General features: G+C 54.8%; 9 protein-coding genes and 1 pseudogene. 9 read left to right on the top strand and 1 reads right to left on the bottom strand.

The annotated features are described in order from the left end of the window. Window positions 1–70 precede the first annotated feature (70 nt). From drmD to F2P45_RS18795, 8 genes are all read left to right on the top strand, one after another. Entirely contained in the window at window positions 71–3,211 is a 3,141-nt protein-coding gene (gene drmD / locus F2P45_RS18830; protein ID WP_166878444.1) for a DISARM system SNF2-like helicase DrmD, read from the top strand. Continuing rightward, window positions 3,208–7,632, top strand: coding sequence for an Eco57I restriction-modification methylase domain-containing protein (locus F2P45_RS18825; RefSeq protein WP_166878441.1), 4,425 nt, complete (start codon window positions 3,208–3,210; stop codon window positions 7,630–7,632). Before drmD ends, F2P45_RS18825 begins: the two co-directional genes overlap by 4 nt. A 79-nt stretch (window positions 7,633–7,711) precedes the next feature. Beyond that, window positions 7,712–9,130: an ATP-binding protein gene (locus F2P45_RS18820; protein ID WP_166878438.1), complete on the top strand. Its 1,419-nt coding sequence runs from the start codon at window positions 7,712–7,714 to the stop codon at window positions 9,128–9,130. After that, entirely contained in the window at window positions 9,130–10,125 is a 996-nt protein-coding gene (locus F2P45_RS18815) for an O-methyltransferase (RefSeq protein ID WP_308613623.1), read from the top strand. Before F2P45_RS18820 ends, F2P45_RS18815 begins: the two co-directional genes overlap by 1 nt. Before the next feature lie 26 nt (window positions 10,126–10,151). Then, window positions 10,152–14,120, top strand: a complete 3,969-nt coding sequence (gene drmA, locus F2P45_RS18810) for a DISARM system helicase DrmA (protein WP_166878432.1) — start codon at window positions 10,152–10,154, stop codon at window positions 14,118–14,120. Between the two features lie 2 nt (window positions 14,121–14,122). After that, window positions 14,123–15,982, top strand: coding sequence for an MrfA Zn-binding domain-containing protein (gene drmB, locus F2P45_RS18805; protein WP_166878429.1), 1,860 nt, complete (start codon window positions 14,123–14,125; stop codon window positions 15,980–15,982). Between the two features lie 31 nt (window positions 15,983–16,013). Further along, entirely contained in the window at window positions 16,014–16,745 is a 732-nt protein-coding gene (drmC, locus tag F2P45_RS18800) for a DISARM system phospholipase D-like protein DrmC (RefSeq protein ID WP_370663276.1), read from the top strand. A 230-nt stretch (window positions 16,746–16,975) separates the two neighbouring features. Next, a complete protein-coding gene (locus tag F2P45_RS18795; protein WP_166878423.1) occupies window positions 16,976–18,763 on the top strand; it encodes a hypothetical protein in 1,788 nt (595 codons plus the stop codon). On the opposite strand, the pseudogene F2P45_RS18790 reads toward F2P45_RS18795, so the two are convergent. Then, window positions 18,742–19,201: pseudogene (locus tag F2P45_RS18790) on the bottom strand (IS66 family transposase); the annotation flags it as partial. The gene F2P45_RS18795 and the pseudogene F2P45_RS18790 sit on opposite strands and share 22 nt — an antisense overlap. A gap of 194 nt (window positions 19,202–19,395) precedes the next feature. Here F2P45_RS18790 and F2P45_RS18785 point away from each other — a divergent pair. Continuing rightward, window positions 19,396–20,087, top strand: a 692-nt coding sequence (locus F2P45_RS18785; protein WP_166878420.1) for a hypothetical protein, incomplete at its 3' end; no start/stop codon positions are given.

Genomic DNA, 20,087 nt, shown 5'->3' with positions numbered 1-20,087 from the left:
CAAGAAGCACGTTGTGAATCTACCAGTCTAGACATAGCCTATTTGATCAGACAGAACAAGAAATACTTGCGTGGAAATTACAGTGGATCAAATAAGTCAAGGTTATCGCGCGCCTCCGGAATTGGGACAACTTGTCGAGGTGCGTCGCCGGCAGTGGGTAGTTGCGGATGTCGCTTCCTCTAATTGGGCGGCGAACTCTACTGAGCAGAACTTAGTGACCCTTTCGTCGATTGACGAAGACGGACTAGGCGAACAACTTGAGGTAATTTGGGAGATTGAGCCAGGTGCCCAAGTAATCGAACGGTCCGGTCTGCCGTCGATTACGGGCCAAGATGAGTCCGCCACCCTTGAGGCGTTCCTTGATGCGGTCAGGTGGGGTGCCGCAACGAACGCAGATCGTGGGTTCCTACAGGCCCCCTTCCGCAGCGGGGTTAGCATTGAGGATTTCCAACTGGACCCTCTTGTCCGCGCCATTGATATGGCCCGCGTCAATTTACTCATCGCCGACGATGTTGGATTGGGCAAAACCATTGAAGCCGGTCTCGTCATCCAGGAGATGTTGCTGCGGCACCGCGCCCGTTCCGTCCTGATCATCTGCCCCGCATCGCTGCAAGAAAAGTGGCGGGTGGAGATGCTGGAAAAGTTCGGCCTTGAGTTCAAGGTAGTTGACACCGGATATATCAAACAGTTGCGCCGAGATCGCGGCATCCATGCCAATCCCTGGACTTCGCATCCACGCCTTATTGCGTCTATGGACTGGGTCAAAAGCGGCGAAGGCTTGCGCGCTATGCGTGACGTATTGCCTACGCACACCAGCTATCCGCGCAAATTCGACATGTTGGTCGTCGATGAAGCACACAACGTCGCCCCCGCAGCCGGCGCGAACTACGCGCTTGAGAGTCAGCGCACACGCTTTATTCGCTACATCAGTCCGCACTTCCAGCATCGTCTGTTTCTTACGGCCACTCCGCATAACGGCTACACCGAATCCTTCACTTCGTTGCTGGAGTTGCTCGACGACCAACGTTTCGCTCGAAATATCTTGCCGGATGAAAGGCAGTTGAGTCAGGTAATGATCCGCCGACTGAAAAGCGACCTCGTCGATTCAGAAGGCAAGCCGCTCTATGCACAGCGCAAGCTGCGAGCGCTGCTGGCCTCATACTCCGCACAGGACCGCGCCATCCACCAAAAGCTGAATGACTACTGCGCGAGCCGGGAGCAGGATGCAGCGAAGGTCGGCAATTTGTTGGGCACGTCGTTCGTTAATCAGTTGCTCAAAAAACGACTCTTTTCTTCTCCTGCCGCTTTCGCATCCACCCTTGAGAAGCACATCGCCAGCCTCGTCAATGGAAGCCAACGCAAAGACAAGGATGCGATGGCCGATCGCATTTTGCGCAAAGCCATCCTGCGGGTCGAGGAAGACTACGCCAACGACCAGGAAGTCGAAAATGCGCAAGCAGAGGCCGTTGAAGAAGCCTCGCGTCGCGCGCAACCGCTCACAGCAGACCAGCAACAAATGTTAAATGAGCTGCGGTCGTGGGCGCAATCGGCTAAGAACCAGGTCGACGCCAAAGCCAAAGCCGTCCTCGACTGGCTCACGACTAATCTAAAAACCGACCGTCAGTGGAATGATCGCCGAGTGATCTTGTTCACCGAATACCGCACCACCCACCAATGGATGCACGAAATTCTCGCTAGCCACGATTTTGGCGGCGACAGATTGGCCATCCTTCATGGCGGTATGCCGCAAGATGAGCGAGAGAAAATTAAAGCCGCTTTCCAGACCTCGCCGAAGGATTCACCAGTCCGGATTTTGCTGGCCACCGATGCCGCATCTGAAGGTATCGACTTGCAGAACCACTGCAACTGCCTCATCCATCTTGAGATTCCGTACAATCCCAATGTTATGGAGCAGCGCAATGGCCGTATCGACCGGCACGGCCAGCGTCACAAGGAAGTATTGATTTGGCACCCCGTTGATGGCGGCGAACAGGGCAAAGCGACGATCGGTGGCCACGGCGACGACATTATCCGGGCACTTCGCAAGCTCGAATCTATGCGGTCTGACATGGGCAGCGTTAACCCGGTCATCGCACCACAAATTTCGGGGCTGATAGAAGGCTCGCTCAAGGAGCTCGACACCAGACTCGCTGAAGCCAAAATCGCCAAAGCCAGACGCTTTGTGCGAGCCGAGCGAGAACTGAAAGACCGCGTCGCTAAGCTCCACGAGCGGCTGCTGACCACACAACAGGATTTCCATCTCACGCCAGAGCACATCCTCATGGCGGTCAAGACAGGTCTTCTGTTGGCAGGTCGCCCACCGCTGGAACCCTTTGCCCTGGCTGATGCCCGGACTGGCGCCGTATTCAAGATGCCCGCGCTGTCGGGCTCGTGGGCACGATGCCTTGAGGGGCTGCGCCATCCTCACACGCTGCAAATTCGTCCGATCACTTTCGACCATGCGGTTGCAACCGGGCGTGACGACGTAGTGTTAGTTCACCTGAACCACCGACTCGTACAGATGTGTCTGCGCTTGCTGCGCGCTGAGGTGTGGGCCCAAGACGACGTGAAGAAGTTGCATCGCGTCACCGTGCGTTCGGTACCGGACGCCCTGATCGCCGACCCTGCCGTCGTCGTCGTCTCACGACTGGTCATCACAGGCGGCAACCATCATCGCCTACATGAAGAGCTTACAGTGGCAGGGGGCTATCTGGGGGATAAGTCTTTCCGTCGCGAGGAAGGCGTCACAAAAGTCCAGCAATGGCTGGATATCGCTAAGCCACTTACGGCTCCAGACTCACTCTTCGATGCTATCCGTGTACGTTTCGATCGCACCCAAGGCGTCATCCTACAGTCAGTGGATGCGCGTTCAAAAGATCGGCTCAAATTCCTGACCCACACCTTGCAGTCCCGCGAGCAGCAGGAAGTGGCCGACATTGGCGCCGTCCTTGATGAGCTTGAAAAAGCCATCCACGCCGAACTAAAAAAAGATCAGCAACCTGCCCAGCTTTCCTTGTTCTCCGAAGACGAACGAACACAGCTCAGACGCGACACCGCCGCACTGGAGGCCCGACTTGCCCGCATTCCGGCCGAGCGCCAGCAGGAGGCTAAAGCCATCGAAAGCCGCTACGCCAAACTCAACGACCGCACCTTCCCGGTCGCCGTCATCTTTCTAGTGCCCGCATCTGCCGTGCAGGGAGGTGGTGCATGAGTGCTCCCAGCATGCATGATGATTGGCTGTCGCTGATCGAGATCTCCGGCCCCTTCCTCGCTGTTCCCGTTCTGAAGGAAGCCTTTCCGCAAGGGCTAGAAGAACTTGATGCCACGAAGCGCAAACGTCTGCGTCAAGCCTACGAGGAATGGCGCGAAGCGCTGGAGCTGGAAGACCCGGAGTTCGTCGAGTTGCACGTTGCATGGATCGAGGAAGTGCTTTCGCGTGGCCTTGAGCTTGATGAAGACGGAAAAGGCGCCCTTCTCAAGCGCGCCGACTGGTGCGCCGCCAACCTCCAAGCCAGTTTGGCAGAACCTGGCGTGACACTGTCGCCCGATTATGCGGTGATTGACGAGCAACGTGCCAACACGCCACTGCTGCTGATCCAGAGCTATGCGCAGGAGGTCGACCTCAATGCAACCGTGAAGCAAGATGGCTGGGCTGCCACCCCTGCCGATCGAATGGTGCAGTTGTGCCGCTCGCTCGGTTGTCGACTTGGTTTGGTGACCAACGGTGAGCGTTGGATGCTTGTAGATGCCCCAGTGGGTGCCGTTAGCACCTTTGCCAGTTGGTATGCCCGGGTCTGGAGCCAAGAGCCCATCACCCTGCAGGCTTTCGTTCACCTGCTCGGCATTCGCCGTTTCTTTGTCGATGAATCCGAACAATTGCCTGTGCTGTTCGATCGCTCCCTGAAGTTTCAGGACGAAGTCACCGACGCCCTTGGCGAGCAAGTCCGCCGCGCCGTCGAAGTATTAGTTCAGACGCTCGACAAAGCCGACCAAGACCGCAATCGAGAGCTCCTGCACGACGTCAAAGAACCCGAACTGTATGAGGCCGCGCTGACAGTGATGATGCGCCTGGTGTTCCTGCTCTCGGCTGAGGAGCGTGGTCTACTCCTGATGGGCGACGAATGCTACGAGGCCAACTACGCGCTCTCCACCCTGCGCATGCAGTTGCGCAAAGAGTGCGAGGAAATTCTGGAGCGCCGCTGGGATGCCTGGTCGCGCCTGCTGGCGACCTTCCGCGCGGTGTTCGGTGGCATTGAGCACGAAAACCTTCGCCTGCCTGCATTGGGCGGCTCGCTGTTCGATCCCGACCGCTTTCCGTTCCTCGAAGGTCGGGTGAAGGGCTCCAACTGGCGCACCGGCGCAGCCAATCCACTACCCATCGACAACCGCACTGTGCTGTTGTTGCTGGAAGCCATCCAGCAATTTCAGGGCCGCACACTTTCTTACCGTGCGCTGGATGTCGAACAGATCGGCTACGTGTACGAAGGACTGCTCGAACGCACTGTCAAGCGCATCGATGAGGTCACGCTGGAACTAGATTCCGCCAAAAACGCCAATGCACCATGGGTTAAGTTGGCCGAACTGGATTCGGCACGCTTGGATGGTGCCGTGCGATTGGCCGAGTTGCTGCAAGAGCGCTCTGGCAGTTCTGACAGCCGGGTGCGCAATGATCTAGCGAAAGCCGTCGATGACAACTTGGCCGACCGCTTGCTGACGGCTTGCCAAGGCGACACAAAGCTCCGCGATCGCGTCAAACCCTATGCCCATTTGCTGCGCACCGATCCATGGGGCTATCCGCTTGTTTATCCAGCAGGTGCCTTCATCGTCACCACCGGTTCCGACCGGCGCGAAACCGGCACCCACTACACTCCTAAATCGCTGACAGAGGCCATCGTAAGCGAGACGTTGACACCCGTCGCATACGTAGGCCCTGCAGTAGGAGCGGCCCGCGAGAATTGGAAGCTTAAATCTCCGGCAGAGCTTTTGGCTCTCAAGATCTGCGACCCCGCCATGGGCTCGGGTGCCTTCCTGGTACAAGCCTGCCGTTGGTTCGCCGACCGACTAGTTGAAGCTTGGGCTGTGGTTGAAACTTCAGGTGAAGTGGTGAGCGTCGATGGCGACGTACGTTGTGCTTCCGATGTCAAAGAACCACTGCCACGCGACACCGAAATACGCATCGTAATCGCCCGCCGCCTAATCGCCGAGCGCTGCCTCTATGGCGTCGATGTGAATCCACTAGCCGTTGAACTGGCCAAGCTTTCCATTTGGTTGGTGACAATGGCTAAGGGACGTCCCTTCGGCTTTCTCGATCACAACCTGCGCCACGGCGATAGCCTGCTCGGAATCCACAGGCTGGAACAACTCACGGAATTGTCGATGAATCCGACAGGCAAAGGCCAACAACGCCTATTTGGACAGAACATTGAGATCGCCGTGCGCGAGGCCATTGAATTGCGCTCACGCCTGCGTGAGATACCCATCCGCGACATCCACGACGTCGAAACGATGGCCCATTTGGACGCCGACGCGCGCAGCAGGGTCAAAGTGCCGGAATATATAGCCGATGCGCTTATTGGGGCAGTGTTCACATCACGCGGCAACGGCGCGCCGTTGAATAGCATCCTAGAATCGCTGACTGTACAGGTAGGGCAGGCAATCAACGGCGACCACAACGAACTTAGCCTTATGTGCCAGAGGTCGCTTGTCGCTCTCTCGACCGACGTGCCTGTTGACAAGCCTGCACATCGACCTTTCCACTGGCCGTTGGAATTTCCAGAGGTATTTGCGAACGAGCGCGGTGGCTTTGACGCGATAGTGGGAAACCCGCCATTCCTCGGCGGCAAGCGCATCACAGGTGCAACGGGCGATGCATACCGCAACTGGCTAGTGAACAATCTCGCTGATGGGCGCCGCGGATCGGCGGATCTGGTCGCATACTTCTTTCTGCGGGCTTGGAGCATACTTCGAGAAGGCGGCGGGTTTGGGCTGCTTGCGGTCAACACGATCGCAGAAGGTGATACGCGACAAGTAGGGCTTGAAGCAATGGTCGGTTCGGGCGCTGTTATCCATGCTGCCTATCCGAACGAACCTTGGCCAGGAAAAGCGGCGGTCATCACCAGTCGAGTTCATGTCCATAAAGGTGTTTGGCAGGGCGAACGCTCGCTGCTTGGGCGACCGGTTTCCTACATTTCGGCCTTTCTGTCCGATCGTGAGGAGTGGAGTCCGATGCGATTGAAAGCAAACGAAGGTAAAGCGTTCATTGGCTCCTACGTACTTGGAATGGGCTTCGTGCTAACGTCAGACGAGGCGCAGCGGATGCTCGACGCGGACCCGAAGAATGCCGAGGTGATCTTCCCTTATATAAACGGCGATGACCTCAATTCCGACTGCGAGCAGCGACCGAGCCGCTGGGCAATCAACTTTTGGGATTGGCCAGAGGAGCGCGCACGAAAATACGAGATGCCGTGGCAGTGGATTGAAGATCGAGTGAAGCCGGAACGGCAACGCCGCAACGAACGTGGTGATTTTGTGCTCCGAAAACCGCTCCCTGAACGTTGGTGGCACTATGCTGACAAGCGCCCTGCCCTATATCATGCCATTGGTCATGGTAGCTATTTCGAGCGCCATCCGGAAGGCTGGTCGGCCAACTCGAGTGAAGCCCCAAGAGTGTTAGTGATCACACGCGTCAGCAAGACGCTGGCGTTCTCGTTTGTCGACCGTAATATTATATTCTCGGATGCCACCGTCGTATTCTCGCTTAGCCGGGCAAGAGATTTTGCGGTGTTGCAATCAAGTGTCCATGCCGGCTTCGCCTGGCAGCACGCCTCGCGTCTGAAGAGCGACCTTCGGTATACCCCGACCGATGCACTCGATCCGTTTGCTTTCCCTCCTGGATTCTATGACGCACCCGTGGGGGCGCTTGATGACTTGGGTGATCGACTCCACCAGGGTCGCATAGATTTAATGCGAGTCGATCGTATCGGTCTAACCAAACTCTACAACCGCTTCCATATCGAGACTGAGGACGATCCTCGCATTGAGAAGTTGCGCGCGGTGCAGCGTGCATTGGACGATGCTGTCGCGCGCGCCTACGGCTGGGATGACCTTGATCTCCAACACGGCTTCCACGAAGTGCCATATCTGCCGGAGAACGACCGCGTCCGCTTCACCATTTCGGAGAGAGCACGCGTCGAAGTGCTGCGGCGACTGTCGGAGTTGAACCGCATTCGGCACGAGGAAGAAGTCGCCCAAGGTTTGCATATGAACAAGATCAATGGTGCGGCTGTCCGCAAATCTCGCGTCCAGCGCACCGAAGATAGGCCTGCATGGCAATCATCGTTTGGCTTCGATACTCCTCAAGCAAATGAAGAGACCTACTATAAGGCCGCCGAATCCCACGCAGAGTATAACGCGGGACCGACCCCCGTCATCGTTGAATACCTGAGAACCCATCTCGGCTGGCACTCGAAATCGGACATTATCGCCGCCACTGGCGTCACTGACGGCCAATGGAACACCGCGATCTCGGAGCTAATCTTGACCGACAGGGTTAAGCGTCAAGGCGAAAGGCGCGGTGCACGCTATCATTTCCAGCCCAGCCAGAGGGACGAACAGCCGAAGGGAACACCATGATTCGGCCCTAAGCGTCATTGCCGTGCGAGACGGTTTGCTTGCCTAAAACGAAGTCGCCACACCAACAGAAAGCCAGCCCATGACCAAACCGAGTACAGACCAGGCTCAGGCCAGCCCGACAAAACAATTCTTCGTGTCGATGCTCACGCGGGACATCAGCCTCGCAGATGCGATACTCGACTTGCTTGACAACTGCCTCGACGGAGCGATGCGTCTGGCGAACGGTGGGGCAGTCGACTACACCAAGCATTTCGTGAATATCGAAATCAACGGTGACCACTTCTCTATCGTCGACAACTGCGGGGGAATTCCACGCAATGTCGCTAAGAACTACGCATTCAAGATGGGGCGGGAGCCAGACGACGATCGTGATTCGGACGCCGAAACCATCGGCATGTACGGAGTCGGAATGAAACGTGCAATCTTCAAGATGGGGCGTAACGCTCTCGTGCGCACCCGCTATGAGAATGATACGTTCGAAGTGCCGATTACCTCGCATTGGTTAGAGGCTAAGAACTGGGAGCCTCTGCCGATCAACGAACCGACCGAAGCAAGCGAACAATTGGAGGAGCCAGGCACGACGATCTACGTTAACGACCTATACGAAGGCGTTTCGCGTCATTTCTCCAACGTAGCCTTCGAGAACGAAGTGCGAACTGCTATTGCTGAACATTTTACGATGTTTATCCAATGGGGATTGAGGGTGGTCCTCAACGGCACACCTGTGGCGTCCGTTCGAGTCGAGGTGCTTGTTTCGACGGACGAGAATCGTCCAGCTCCATACATTTATCAGAGAACAATTGATGGCGTGTCTGTCTCGATTGCCGTCGGTCTAAACACGGGAAGGAGCCTTGGCGACGATGAGGAGGATGATGCTGGCTTTGAGAGTGACCGCTCATCTGCAACCGCAGGTTGGACGGTGCTTTGCAATGATAGGGCGGTCATCGTTGGTGACAAGAGCCGCTTGACGGGCTGGGGGGACGGCATTCCGCTCTACCATCCACAATTTGCTGTCATCACCGGCATCATCGAGTTTCGCTCCAAGCACGCGGATAAACTGCCAGTCACCACGACGAAGCGGGCGCTCGACACGTCGTCGAACGTCTGGCTAGAGTCCCTCGTGAAAATGAAGGAAGGTATGCGCATCTGGATTACATACACGAATCATTGGAAAAACCATCCGCGCACCGATCAGTCGAGTCATTGGGATACCGCTACGCCGATGCCATTAAGCAAAGCCATTGAGGCGGTTTCCGCACGAAGCGCAACTAGGAAACTAGCGGACACCATTGAGTTTAATCCGCAGAAGGCGAAAGTGCTACCTGCTCCGGAGGACAAGAAGCCCTCGTCCAGAAAGATTGGATTCTCTCGCCCTGCCGAGGAGGTCCGGCTCGTTTCAAAGATGCTGTTCGACGATCCTGATGAGAAACCGGGCATCGTCGGTGATAAGTGCTTTGAAATGCAGCTCACTAAGGCTAAGAAGCAGGAGGCTGAATAATGGGTGCAGGCTCGTCTTTGCCGTATCGACTACGACCCAACAAGGCAGTAGATCGAGAGTTGTTTCTGTCATTGTTAATGCGGTTGGCTCCCAAGCTCGCACTCAACAGATATCACTATGTTGGGTTAGGGGGGCCATTCCTTGAAGACTTCCGCCTAATCCATGGTCGGCTCGGAATTGCAAAGATGACTTGCATTGAGACCGAGGAGCAGGTGCATAAGCGTCAGCTCTTCAATCGCCCCGTCGCTTCGATTGAGTGCGTCCACAGGAGTCTCGAGGATTATCTCGACGAAACCGATCTCGATTCTCCAGCAATTATCTGGTTCGATTATACCGAGCCAAAGGGCGTCACTGCGCAAATCGAGCGGTTTGCGCGAACGATTGGCACAGTTCCGATCGGGAGCATTCTGCGCATCACGCTTAATGCCAATCCTGAGTCCCTGGGAAAGCCTGACCCGAAGGAAATCTCCGTCGAGGCGGAGGGTGAAGTCTCGACGGATCGAGCACAGAAGCCGACGACTCAGGAATGGCGTCTTGCACGCTTTAAAGAACGTCTCGGCTCGCTCTATCCGAGTGGTTTGTCCGCTGATGGCATGACACAAAAGAACTATGGCAAGAGCGTACTGCGCGCCCTCAAGTTGGCGGTCGAAAAGGAGGTACTCAGTTTTCGGGATCGCCGTATCGTTTGGGCCTTGGCCACACACTATGCCGACGGTCAAGCTATGGTGACCGCCGCACTCGTCGTTTGCCAGAACGAAGACGATACTGTCGAGGAATTGGTAACTGGCTGGGAGTTCTATACGACGACAGACGCTCCCCATCGATTAGACCTGCCTGCGCTTTCGACGTTGGAAAGGCTTACTATGGAATCGAACGCAGATGCGCGGGTCAAGATGGGCTTCGAGTTGCCGAAATCAGCAATGGGTGAAAATCCGTTGGAAGTGTTCCAGAAATTCTATCGCATCTACCCGCATTTCTCGCGGGTCGAGCTTTAACGCATACGTATCAAGGTACCAAGCACATGACGAAATCTCCCAACGCATGGATCGCAATCAATCAAGGTCTCGGCACTGATCACCGCTTCGGCTCCTATACCTTAGCCTTAGAGGGCGATCGTTCCAATTATCAGGCTATCACCGAGGATGATTGGGTATTGATCCTGAGCACTGCTGGCTATATCACACGAGTCGGTCGAGTGCTACGGATTCGTTCAAATCTGGAAACCACTACGATTTATTTCGATCGTATGTTGCTGGCTGATCAGGCAGTTTCGATTAATCTTACATCGCTCGCCCCGCCCTCCTCTGGCGGCGTCGGTCGTATCCAATGGACGGATTTTCTTGAGTCACTTCCAAAGGTGCTGCATAAGACTATCGCCGAAGTGCCAACGATCGAGGATCAGACTTATATCCGCGAACTGCTTCAATTTTCCGTGATGGACGACCTGCTCGGCCCGGCTGGCGGCGCTAATGAGCGCATTGTAGACATGGGTGTTCGCGACCGCTACTTGGTTGGAAAGCTGGCCCCCCGTGAGGCGGCACAGGGTGGCATTGAGGGGCTAGATGGCCCATTGGCCAATGAGGACGCCGAAGAGCCAACCGAGGTGAAGGCGCCCGGTCGACATGAACCCGGTGCGGAGTTTGGAACGGCTACCGGCCGCGTTGAGCCAGAGTCAGATTCGGCTGACGAGATTGACGCTGCCAGCAATCAGTCGCTGGTGCCCAGCAGCCTCGGCATGACCTTTTGCGTAGACGGCGAAGTAGACGAGATCGAAATCGAAGCGCGGTGGGGCCGGTATGAACGAGTACCCAACGATGAGCATGAGATGCTCAAGTCAAACGGTCAAAAAGCCAAGGTATGGCAGCGCATACCCTCGGGCGGCAAGATCGCTCTACGTCTTACCAAGGGTGTCATTCCACATCAGGCACCTGACCCTGAATACCCGGATGTCCGAGTGCAGGGCTCTATACGGGCCAAGAATGCGAATGGCGATCGGCTAGTCACCCTGTTCTTGGTGAATGCGCAAGAAGAGCCAGACACTAACCGCGACATGGCGTGGGTTTTCCAGCCCGAGTTAATCGTTCGTTCGGAGAAGAATGCCGCCAAGCGCACCATTTTTCGGCGCCGACCGGTGCTGGATTCAGACGGCCTTGACCCCGAGCGTGAAGCTCTGGAGATGATCTATCGTAACCGCGTCGAATTCGCCGTGGGCCATGGTGTTGCCATCCATGCAGAGATAGCGGACGACGTGACGCTGGCCACGGAGGTGCGGACCACCGTGATGCCTCAATACGAAGTGCAAGTTACGGAAACGCCAGGACTTGATCCGTCCGATCGCCCGGCGATGCGCGAGATGGTCAGCAGTGGTCTGCTCGATATGCAGCGACTGGCAACTTTAGCAATCGACCCGCTGGTCCATGCATTGAGCATGCTGACCAAGGACTACGCAGCCTGGATCAATTCCCAGCGCGCTCGTATCGGGGCAGAAGTCACAGGGTACGACACGCAGTCGCAACAAGCGATGGATCGGTGTCAAGAGATCCAAGCACGCCTGCAGCAGGGTATTAATACGCTGAAGAACGATGAGAAAGCGCTGGCTGCCTTCCGGTTTGCCAATCAAGCAATGGCGACACAACGTGTGCGTAGCCAATACGCATTGGCCATGCGTCGCGGGGAGGATGTCACCATCAGCAAGTTCGATGTGTTGAAAAACCGCAGTTGGCGGCCATTTCAGTTAGCGTTTCTCCTGCTTTCGATCGCTTCGCTGGCAGATCCGAGTCACCCGGATCGTGTTGAACCTGTCGAAGCATACGCCGATCTTCTGTGGTTCCCTACCGGCGGCGGTAAGACAGAGGCATATTTGGGGGTGGCCGCTTTCACCATGGCCATCCGGCGAATGCAGGGAAATCTCGGCGGATACGACAGTTCACGTGGGTTGGCCGTAGTAATGCGTTACACGCTTCGCTTGCTGACGCTACAACAGTTCCAACGTGCCACTGCATTAATCTGCGCAATGGAAGTTCTGCGACGTGAAGCGCTCGACAAGGGCGAGAAACCGCTGGGCACGGAACCTTTCACCATTGGACTCTGGGTTGGCAATAAGGTGACACCCGGCACGACCGAGGACAGCCACCGCGCCATTGAAGATACTCGGAATCCCGGCAAATACAACGCTGGAGCGGCATCGCCCGCCCAACTTACCAGTTGCCCATGGTGCGGCTCTGAAGTCGCTCCCGGTCGGGATGTTGAGGTCGATAGAGGGGCTGGCCGCACCTTCGTTTATTGCGGTGATAAGAAAGGCCGCTGCGATTTTTCCAAGGGCAAGTCCAGCAAGCAGCCGCATCCGGGACTTCCGGTATTAGTTGTTGATGAAGAAATCTATCACCGCCCTCCAACCATGATGATCGCCACAGTCGACAAGTTCGCCATGATGGCATGGCGAGGCCAGGTGCGCACCCTGTTTGGACGTGCGAGACAGGAATGCGAGCGCCATGGTCTGCTTTGGCAAGGTTCTGATTGCAATGGAAACCACCAAGCGAGTAAAGGTCAAACTTCGACAAAAGTAAAAACCATCAGTCCGATTCGCCCGCCAGATCTAATCATTCAAGATGAGTTTCACTTGATCAGTGGACCGTTGGGCACTATGGTTGGTTTGTACGAAGCTGCCGTTGATGAGCTGTGCGGTTGGAGATTAGGCGACAAGACTGTCAAGCCAAAAATCATTGCCTCAACTGCGACAGTACGAAAGGCAAAGGAGCAAGTCAACAATGTCTTCATGCGCCGGGTCTCGGTGTTTCCACCGCACGGCCTAGACATTGAGGACAACTTTTTCTCCGTCCAGCGGCCAATAAAGGAAAAGTCGGGCCGACGTTACATAGGTGTGTGCTCACCGGGCAGCTCACGGCCTGCGATGCTGATCCGCGTCTACACTGCGTTCTTAACTGCGGCACAGGAATTGTTCGACCACTTTGGGGAACCTGCTGACCCGTACATGACCATGGTCGGCTATTTCAACTCCCTGCGTGAATTGGGCGGGATGAAGCGATTGGCAGAGGATGACGTGCAAACTCGTTCTTACCGCGTGCAGATGAGTATGGTCGAGCGGCCGGCGCTCGCTCAGCGTAGTATCAACAATATTCGAGAACTGACATCAAGGGTATCTAGCCAAGATATTCCTAAGTACTTGGACAATCTTGAGGTCAAGTTTAAGTCTGAATTCGATGTCGCAAAAGGCAAGTATGTAACCCGCTGGCAAGAAGGCGACACGCGTGCCATTGATGTCGTGCTTGCGACGAACATGTTGTCTGTAGGTGTCGACGTGAATCGGCTCGGTCTGATGGCAGTGAACGGACAGCCCAAAGGCACTGCTGAGTACATTCAGGCTACCAGTCGTGTCGGACGATCGTTCCCTGGCTTGGTCTGCACAGTGCTGACTTGGGCTAGGCCCAGAGATTTATCCCATTACGAAACCTTCGAGCACTACCACGCCACGTTCTACAAGCATGTCGAAGCGCAATCGGTAACGCCATTCTCACCTAGGGCGATGGACCGGGGTTTGACTGGAGCATTGCTGAGCCTCATGCGTCTTGATAACGACATGTTCAGTCCAAACGAAGGTGCTGGGCAGTTGAACATGTCGAATCAAATTGAAATGATCGACGCGATTAAGGTACTGGCGACTCGCGCCGGCAATGTTGCCGAGGACAATTCCCGCAAACAGTTAGCTGAGGCTGAACTGAAAGAGCGTTCCGACGAGTGGGCGAAAGAAGTAAGCAAAGGTGGCCGTATCCTGGCCTATGAAAAACGTGGCCCTCAAAAAGACATGACTGTTGCGTTGATCAAGTCTCCTGGCTTGCAGGCTTGGGATAACTGGACTGTGCCAATGTCAATGCGAGAAGTTGAGCCCGGTGTGCGTCTGATTATGAATACAAGTCATATCGTTGACGAACACGATTGGAAGCCGCGCCCTACAACGACGGACGAGGATTGAGCATGATAATCAACAACAAGACTCCAGTGGGAGAGGTTCGCCCCAGCCAATTGCTGTGGACCTATGGACCCGGCGCATTGATTGACCTGCCTAGCCTGTCTGTGGTGACGCTCGGCATCGACAGATGGGAAAAAGACCGCTGCCAACCGATTCAAGAGGCCCGACTGCTAGCTGCCGTTCGGAAGGTTTTAGGCTCGCAGGTCGAGAGTTTGCGGATGCCTCCATTCCAGAAGAGTGAACTGGCCGACGTCTGGTCTGCCGAGGCAAACATTGGCGTACCAGTGCGACCGTTTCCGCGCTGGATGCGGTGCGTGAAGTGCGGACTGCTGTCGCCCTTTGATGCCGCGCTGTTCGACATAAAGGAGAACCGCTTCAGGCCGGAAAGAACTCGCTTTGTTCATAAGGGTTGCCGTGGCTCCAAAGGCGACCAGCCAGCCAAAGATGCGGACGCCGTGCCCGCACGTTTTCTGCTGGCGTGCCGCGACGGCCATCTTGACGATTTCCCATGGCACTACTTCGTCCACGGCGGTAGTAGCTCGTGCAAAGGAACGCTACGTTTCTTCGAGAGTGGCGCGTCCCTTCAAACGGAAAATTTGTGGGTGAAATGTGATGCGTGCGGTGCCTCAAGAAGCATGGCGCATGCATTCGGCAAAGCAGGAAAAGAGAATCTGCCTGCTTGCCGTGGACGCCATCCACATCTTGATCATTTCGATAACGAATGCGGCGAAGAGGCTCGGGCAGTCCTTTTGGGGGCTACAAATAGCTGGTTTCCGATCACGCTGTCCGCACTTGCCATCCCACAAGCAAAAAATCCGCTCAGCCAATTGATTCAAGACGGCTGGGAGTTTTTCGAGGAGCTAGAGTCGGAAGCCGAAGTATCGTTGACGGTAAAGACTTTAAAGAAAACGGGCGCGCTACCTGGAATCGACAAGTTCCAGCCCTCGGCGGTTTGGAACGCCATTGAGGCGCGGCTCTCAGGTGCAGGACAAGCGGTGGTGGGTGAAGCCGATATTAAGGGGCCAGAGTGGGATGTTCTGACAGAACCAAACCCGCCCACCGACTATCCGCATTTTATGAGCAGAAAAATCGGAACGCCACCAGGATTCAGCGATCGTATAAGTCGAGTGCTGCTCCTTGAACGCCTGCGGGAAGTGAACGCGTTGTTGGGATTTACTCGCGTGGAAGCTCCAGAAGAATCGGGTGATACTGGTGCACGGCCACAAATGGCCGCCCTATCGCGCAACAAACCTGATTGGATCCCGGCAAACCAGGTCCACGGCGAAGGCATTTTCATTCAATTCGACGAGACTGCTCTCATGAATTGGGAATTATTGGATGACGTCAAAAAAATTGATTTAATGCTCCGTGGCGGACATCGGGGATGGCGTAACTCCCGTCGTCTTGATCCAAATACCGGCTATCCTGGCATTCGCTATGCGATGTTGCATACGCTTTCACATCTCCTTATCCGCGAGCTAGCACTTGAATGTGGCTACAACGCAGCCAGCATTCGAGAACGAATTTACGCGGACACCACCAACAAACAGCAACAGGCTGGTATTCTCATCTATACCGCTGCTGCTGATTCAGATGGAACTCTTGGAGGGCTAGTCGACCTCGGCAAGCCAGAAAATCTCGGCAGGTTACTGGCACAGGCGTTGAGTCGTTCGAAGATTTGCTCATCTGACCCTCTTTGTTCAGAGCACGACCCACAAAAAGACCGCTCATTGCATGTGGCTGCATGCCACGCTTGCTCCTTCGTCGCTGAAACTTCGTGCGAGCACGGTAACCGTTACCTTGATCGATCGCTGCTAGTGCCAACATTTGAATGCGTGAACGCTGCATTCTTCAGGGGCTTTTGAGATGGAGGAGTTGCTACACGCAATCACGTCAGTGGTACGCCTGCTTTCTCCAGAAAAGGTACGAGCAATCGCAGCGCGAGTCCATCAAACCGATCTGATTAATGGCACCCATACGTTTAATAGCATTGTTGGCACTCCCCATGCCTTTAGCGTTGTCGAGAAGCTGGTCGAGGCGTGGAAAGGCACCGCAGTGACTTCGGCTGAATTGGCCGCCATGCTTGGAGCAGCCAGCCATTTGTACACAACGGTGGCGAACGAACAATCTACGGAGCTTGTCTGGACAGGACCTACGACTCCTCTTATCTCTGCGCGCCGAACAGAACAAGCGCTACTTCAGGTTATCAATACAGCGGATTCGAGACTCCTAATAACAAGCTTTGTGGCTTACGACTTTTCTGCAATTGTTCAGGCATTGAATGCAGCGACTAATCGAGGTGTCGTCGTCTCAATGCTTCTTGAGTCTTCGCAGGATCATGGTGGCAGCATCAATATCGATGTAATAGGCAAGATGAGAGCTCTGGTACCTGCGGCTCGGCTTTACGCTTGGATTGATAAAGTTGGCGACTTCTCCGGGGGACGCGTACATGCAAAGTTAGCAGTCGCGGACGGCGCAATCTGTTTCATCACAAGCGCAAATTTAACCGGTCACGCAATGGAAAAAAACATGGAAGCAGGTGTGCTAATTTCTGGCGGGCATATACCTACGCTGCTTGACGCGCATCTCCGTGCACTTGTTGACCTGCGAGTTATCGTCGCTGTATGAGCAAGGTTGGAATTCGCCCATAGCGATTTTCGGTTCCTATCCGATCCTTTCACTTGATTAGCCGTAAGCGTCAGATCAACGATCAACAATAACTAATCTGAATGGCTTCTGCTGGAAATTAGTGCCCAACGAATTTGGCGAGGAACATTTGGGAAGGGCACAGAAATTTGGCAGGCTGCCGAATGCAGTCAAATACAATTTCCTGCAACTAGCAACCGGGCGATCACTATATGAAGCGAAATCCTGTTTTAACCAAATTCTTTGCTGCGCTAACATCTCAAGAAGCGAAGATCGCTGAACTCTTCAAGCACGATAATATTGGCCAGCTGCTGAAAGCAGCGATTTCGGAGATGGACTGGTATAGGTACAACTTTCTACGTATTGACGAAATGTCGCGGGAACAAGAAGAGCATTCTTACATTTTGCAAATCGGAATCACGCGCCTTGTGCAACTGGCACTTAAAATGCGACCTTCGTTCGATTTTCCGGTAATAACCTTCGTGCGTCATCCATCGGTTTCCCTGCCCACTTTGCAAATTCTCGGGGCACTAGGAATGATTGAGCACGGTCGTCGTGTAGCTCAGTCGGTCCTTGCCGGGATCGGCCAAATAGAACAGATCGGTGATAACGAATTTCGTATTATGTTGCCAGAAAAAGTACTCGATGATGAGCACTACGAACGCGCTGTTGTAGCCCACTACAGCAACCAGTCGCGGCAATTCTTCTCCGAGATTTTCAAGAAAAAAGTTGCAGGCAAGATCCAGGGCGAGGTGGAAGACGCATTGCACGAGCTCGTGTACCCATGGAAGGAGCATTTTATTGGATACGGCGCAACGCCAATCCTTGATGAGTATTTTTTCAGTGTTGCATATGCGGAGCTCCAGGTGCATGATGGGTTCGATTCCTTCAACGGCGAAATCGAGTTCGGTGGAATTCCTTATCAAACCTATTTATTAGCGTTGACTTTCTTGGTCGCTATTTTCATCCGCCATGAGCAGTTTGCTGAGGCACTGGTACGCAAAAATCCGACCAGTAAATTGGAAAACGTTCTGACCATTACATCGGATACTCCTGAGTTTTTGCAAAACTTGGTAGAGGCATTGAACCACTTCGGGCAACCAATCCAAGGCTACAAGAGAGTTGGATTGGGCGATGCTCAGAAGATTTTCGCGGTACTGTCCGTTAGTCGGGATAACTTGGCTTTACTGGAAAATCCCGGCAGCGCTGTGCCGCTTCTCATTCAGAGCTCGGAGCAAGGATTCATACGTTGCCTTGCAGGAGCTCAGCTAAGCCCAGTGAAGTTCCTCCTGGATTCGCTACGCCATCGCTATCCTGGTGACTATGACAGGAACCAGCAGACTCGCGAAAAATCCATGCAAATCGGGCTTGCGCGTGTGCTTGATGGCGCGATCCCGAACTTGATATGTCGTGAAAATATTAAAATCAAAGTTGATGGCAAACTGTTGACCGATTTGGACGCTGTAGTGATCGATGGAAAAGCGGGCATCGTTTTCCTTTGCCAGCTCAAGTACCAAGAACTATATGGGGCAGATCTCCATGCAAAGAGAGAACGCACGACGAGATTAAAAGAGCAGGTCGTAAGTTGGCTTGGCGCTTTGGATCATTGGGCAAAGTCTGTGGACGACGCGACGATGCGAGCAACCTTAGGTCTGCCGAAGTCGCTCGGGAATTTTTCGATACTGCGTGTCGTAATCTCTAGGCACTACGCCTATCCACTGAAGGACGTGGCATTGGGTGACGGCACGACATACGCGAATTGGGCTCAGTTCTACAATGCAGTCGAGCTGGCGAAAAAAGATGCAGGTGATAGCGCTTCATTGGGAGTGGTGTTCGATAAAATTGAAGAGATGATCAAACCAGAGCAACCTCATGAGCATGAGGTGGAAACCCGTACACGATGGACGATAGATGATCTTGTCTTCGTTACCCAACAGAAGGGAGACGGCGATGGTGATTCGCGCGGTGCGACTGCCCTTAGCGCGTTAAAGCTTGCATAAGCATCGGCGTGCAGCACGCCCCCTGAAGCACGCTAGGTGGGTTTGCGGATGAATGCCCTTGCGATCAGGCGTTTAGGCAAACCACACGTCCGGGGGCGCCGTGTCGCCACTCGGCCTGTCGTCTCGCACGTAGGTCCACAGACGAGCCGTCTTGGTTTTTTCGATACCCGGCGCCACTACCGGAATCGGCGTGTCGTCCGCGTGCAGCTTGGCCCCGGCCAGCACATGGCGCCGGATCGCATCAACCAAGGGCCGCAGCAACGCGCTGGCGGCACCGACCGAGCTGGTCAGCAGGGTGCGATTCAGATTGACACCGTCGCGTGCGTAAATGACGGCCTGCCGGCACAGCAGCAGACGATCGGCGAACTTTGCTACCAGCACGTGCGCCAGCAGACCCGGCCTGGCGATGCCGCGCTTGATGGGACGGCTCGGCGCCGGCGGCGATCAAAGCGGTGAAGCCCGAAGCCAATTATTGCCTTGCTGAACATATTAAATCGACAAATCTGCAGTTATCGTCGATACTTTATCAATCCGTTTTAACCGATACCATCAACTGTTCCTGAGCCAGCCAGAGCTGTCGATGGAGGAGAGATCAGCAGTAGAACTTAATACAAACGAGACAACTATAAAAAATGGCAGAAATCAACTCCAGCAAATTAGTACTTTTTCCGATCGATCAAAGCGAACAGGCAAAACAAGCCAAGGCCGAGCATCTATTGGCCAGAGATGTCTACGCAAAGATCGGCGATATGCTAGAACGCGGGCTCGCGCGCGCCATACCTGCAGAAGACAGTGACGATCTTGACGAGCACCGCGCGCACGAGGCAATCCTGCTACAAGGGGCGCGCGGAACTGGCAAGAGCGCTATTTTGGTCAATCTCGAACTCTATCTGCAGCAATGGCGTGCAGACATGGTTCATAAACTTCTTATACTCAAGCCGATCGATCCAACCTTGCTGGAAGACGGGGACGAATTGTTCCTCAATATATTTATCGCTGCGCTGGTGCGCGACAAGCAAATTAAATCGCGGCTGGACCGGGGAGGAAAGGAAGCTGAGGACTTCTATGATCAACTCGATCGGTTGGCAAGCGCCATTGAGGGCGCGCAAACCCAGCACGACAAGCAGGGCATGGATAAGGTCAGAGCCGTAATCGGCAGTGCGAGCATTGCAGGCCATGTGCATAAGCTATTTCAATGTAAGCGATCCATCAACCCCAGACTGTTCAGGAAGTCACGCCGCTGGTTAAATCGGGGGTATGCAAATCCTTCATATTCCACGGCAGCAGCGCCGCGACGTCATCCACGGTTTTCGCCGCTGGCAAG

This window comes from Massilia mucilaginosa (assembly GCF_011682145.1).
In the GTDB taxonomy this organism is placed as follows: domain Bacteria; phylum Pseudomonadota; class Gammaproteobacteria; order Burkholderiales; family Burkholderiaceae_D; genus Telluria_A; species Telluria_A mucilaginosa.
This window is presented reverse-complemented; position numbering and strand designations above follow the sequence as displayed.

Coding starts and splice junctions, on each gene's coding strand:
- F2P45_RS18825 (WP_166878441.1), top strand. CDS start 3,208: ATGAGTGCTCCCAGCATGCATGATGATTGGCTGTCGCTGATCGAGATC.
- F2P45_RS18820 (WP_166878438.1), top strand. CDS start 7,712: ATGACCAAACCGAGTACAGACCAGGCTCAGGCCAGCCCGACAAAACAA.
- F2P45_RS18815 (WP_308613623.1), top strand. CDS start 9,130: ATGGGTGCAGGCTCGTCTTTGCCGTATCGACTACGACCCAACAAGGCA.
- drmA (WP_166878432.1), top strand. CDS start 10,152: ATGACGAAATCTCCCAACGCATGGATCGCAATCAATCAAGGTCTCGGC.
- drmB (WP_166878429.1), top strand. CDS start 14,123: ATGATAATCAACAACAAGACTCCAGTGGGAGAGGTTCGCCCCAGCCAA.
- F2P45_RS18795 (WP_166878423.1), top strand. CDS start 16,976: ATGAAGCGAAATCCTGTTTTAACCAAATTCTTTGCTGCGCTAACATCT.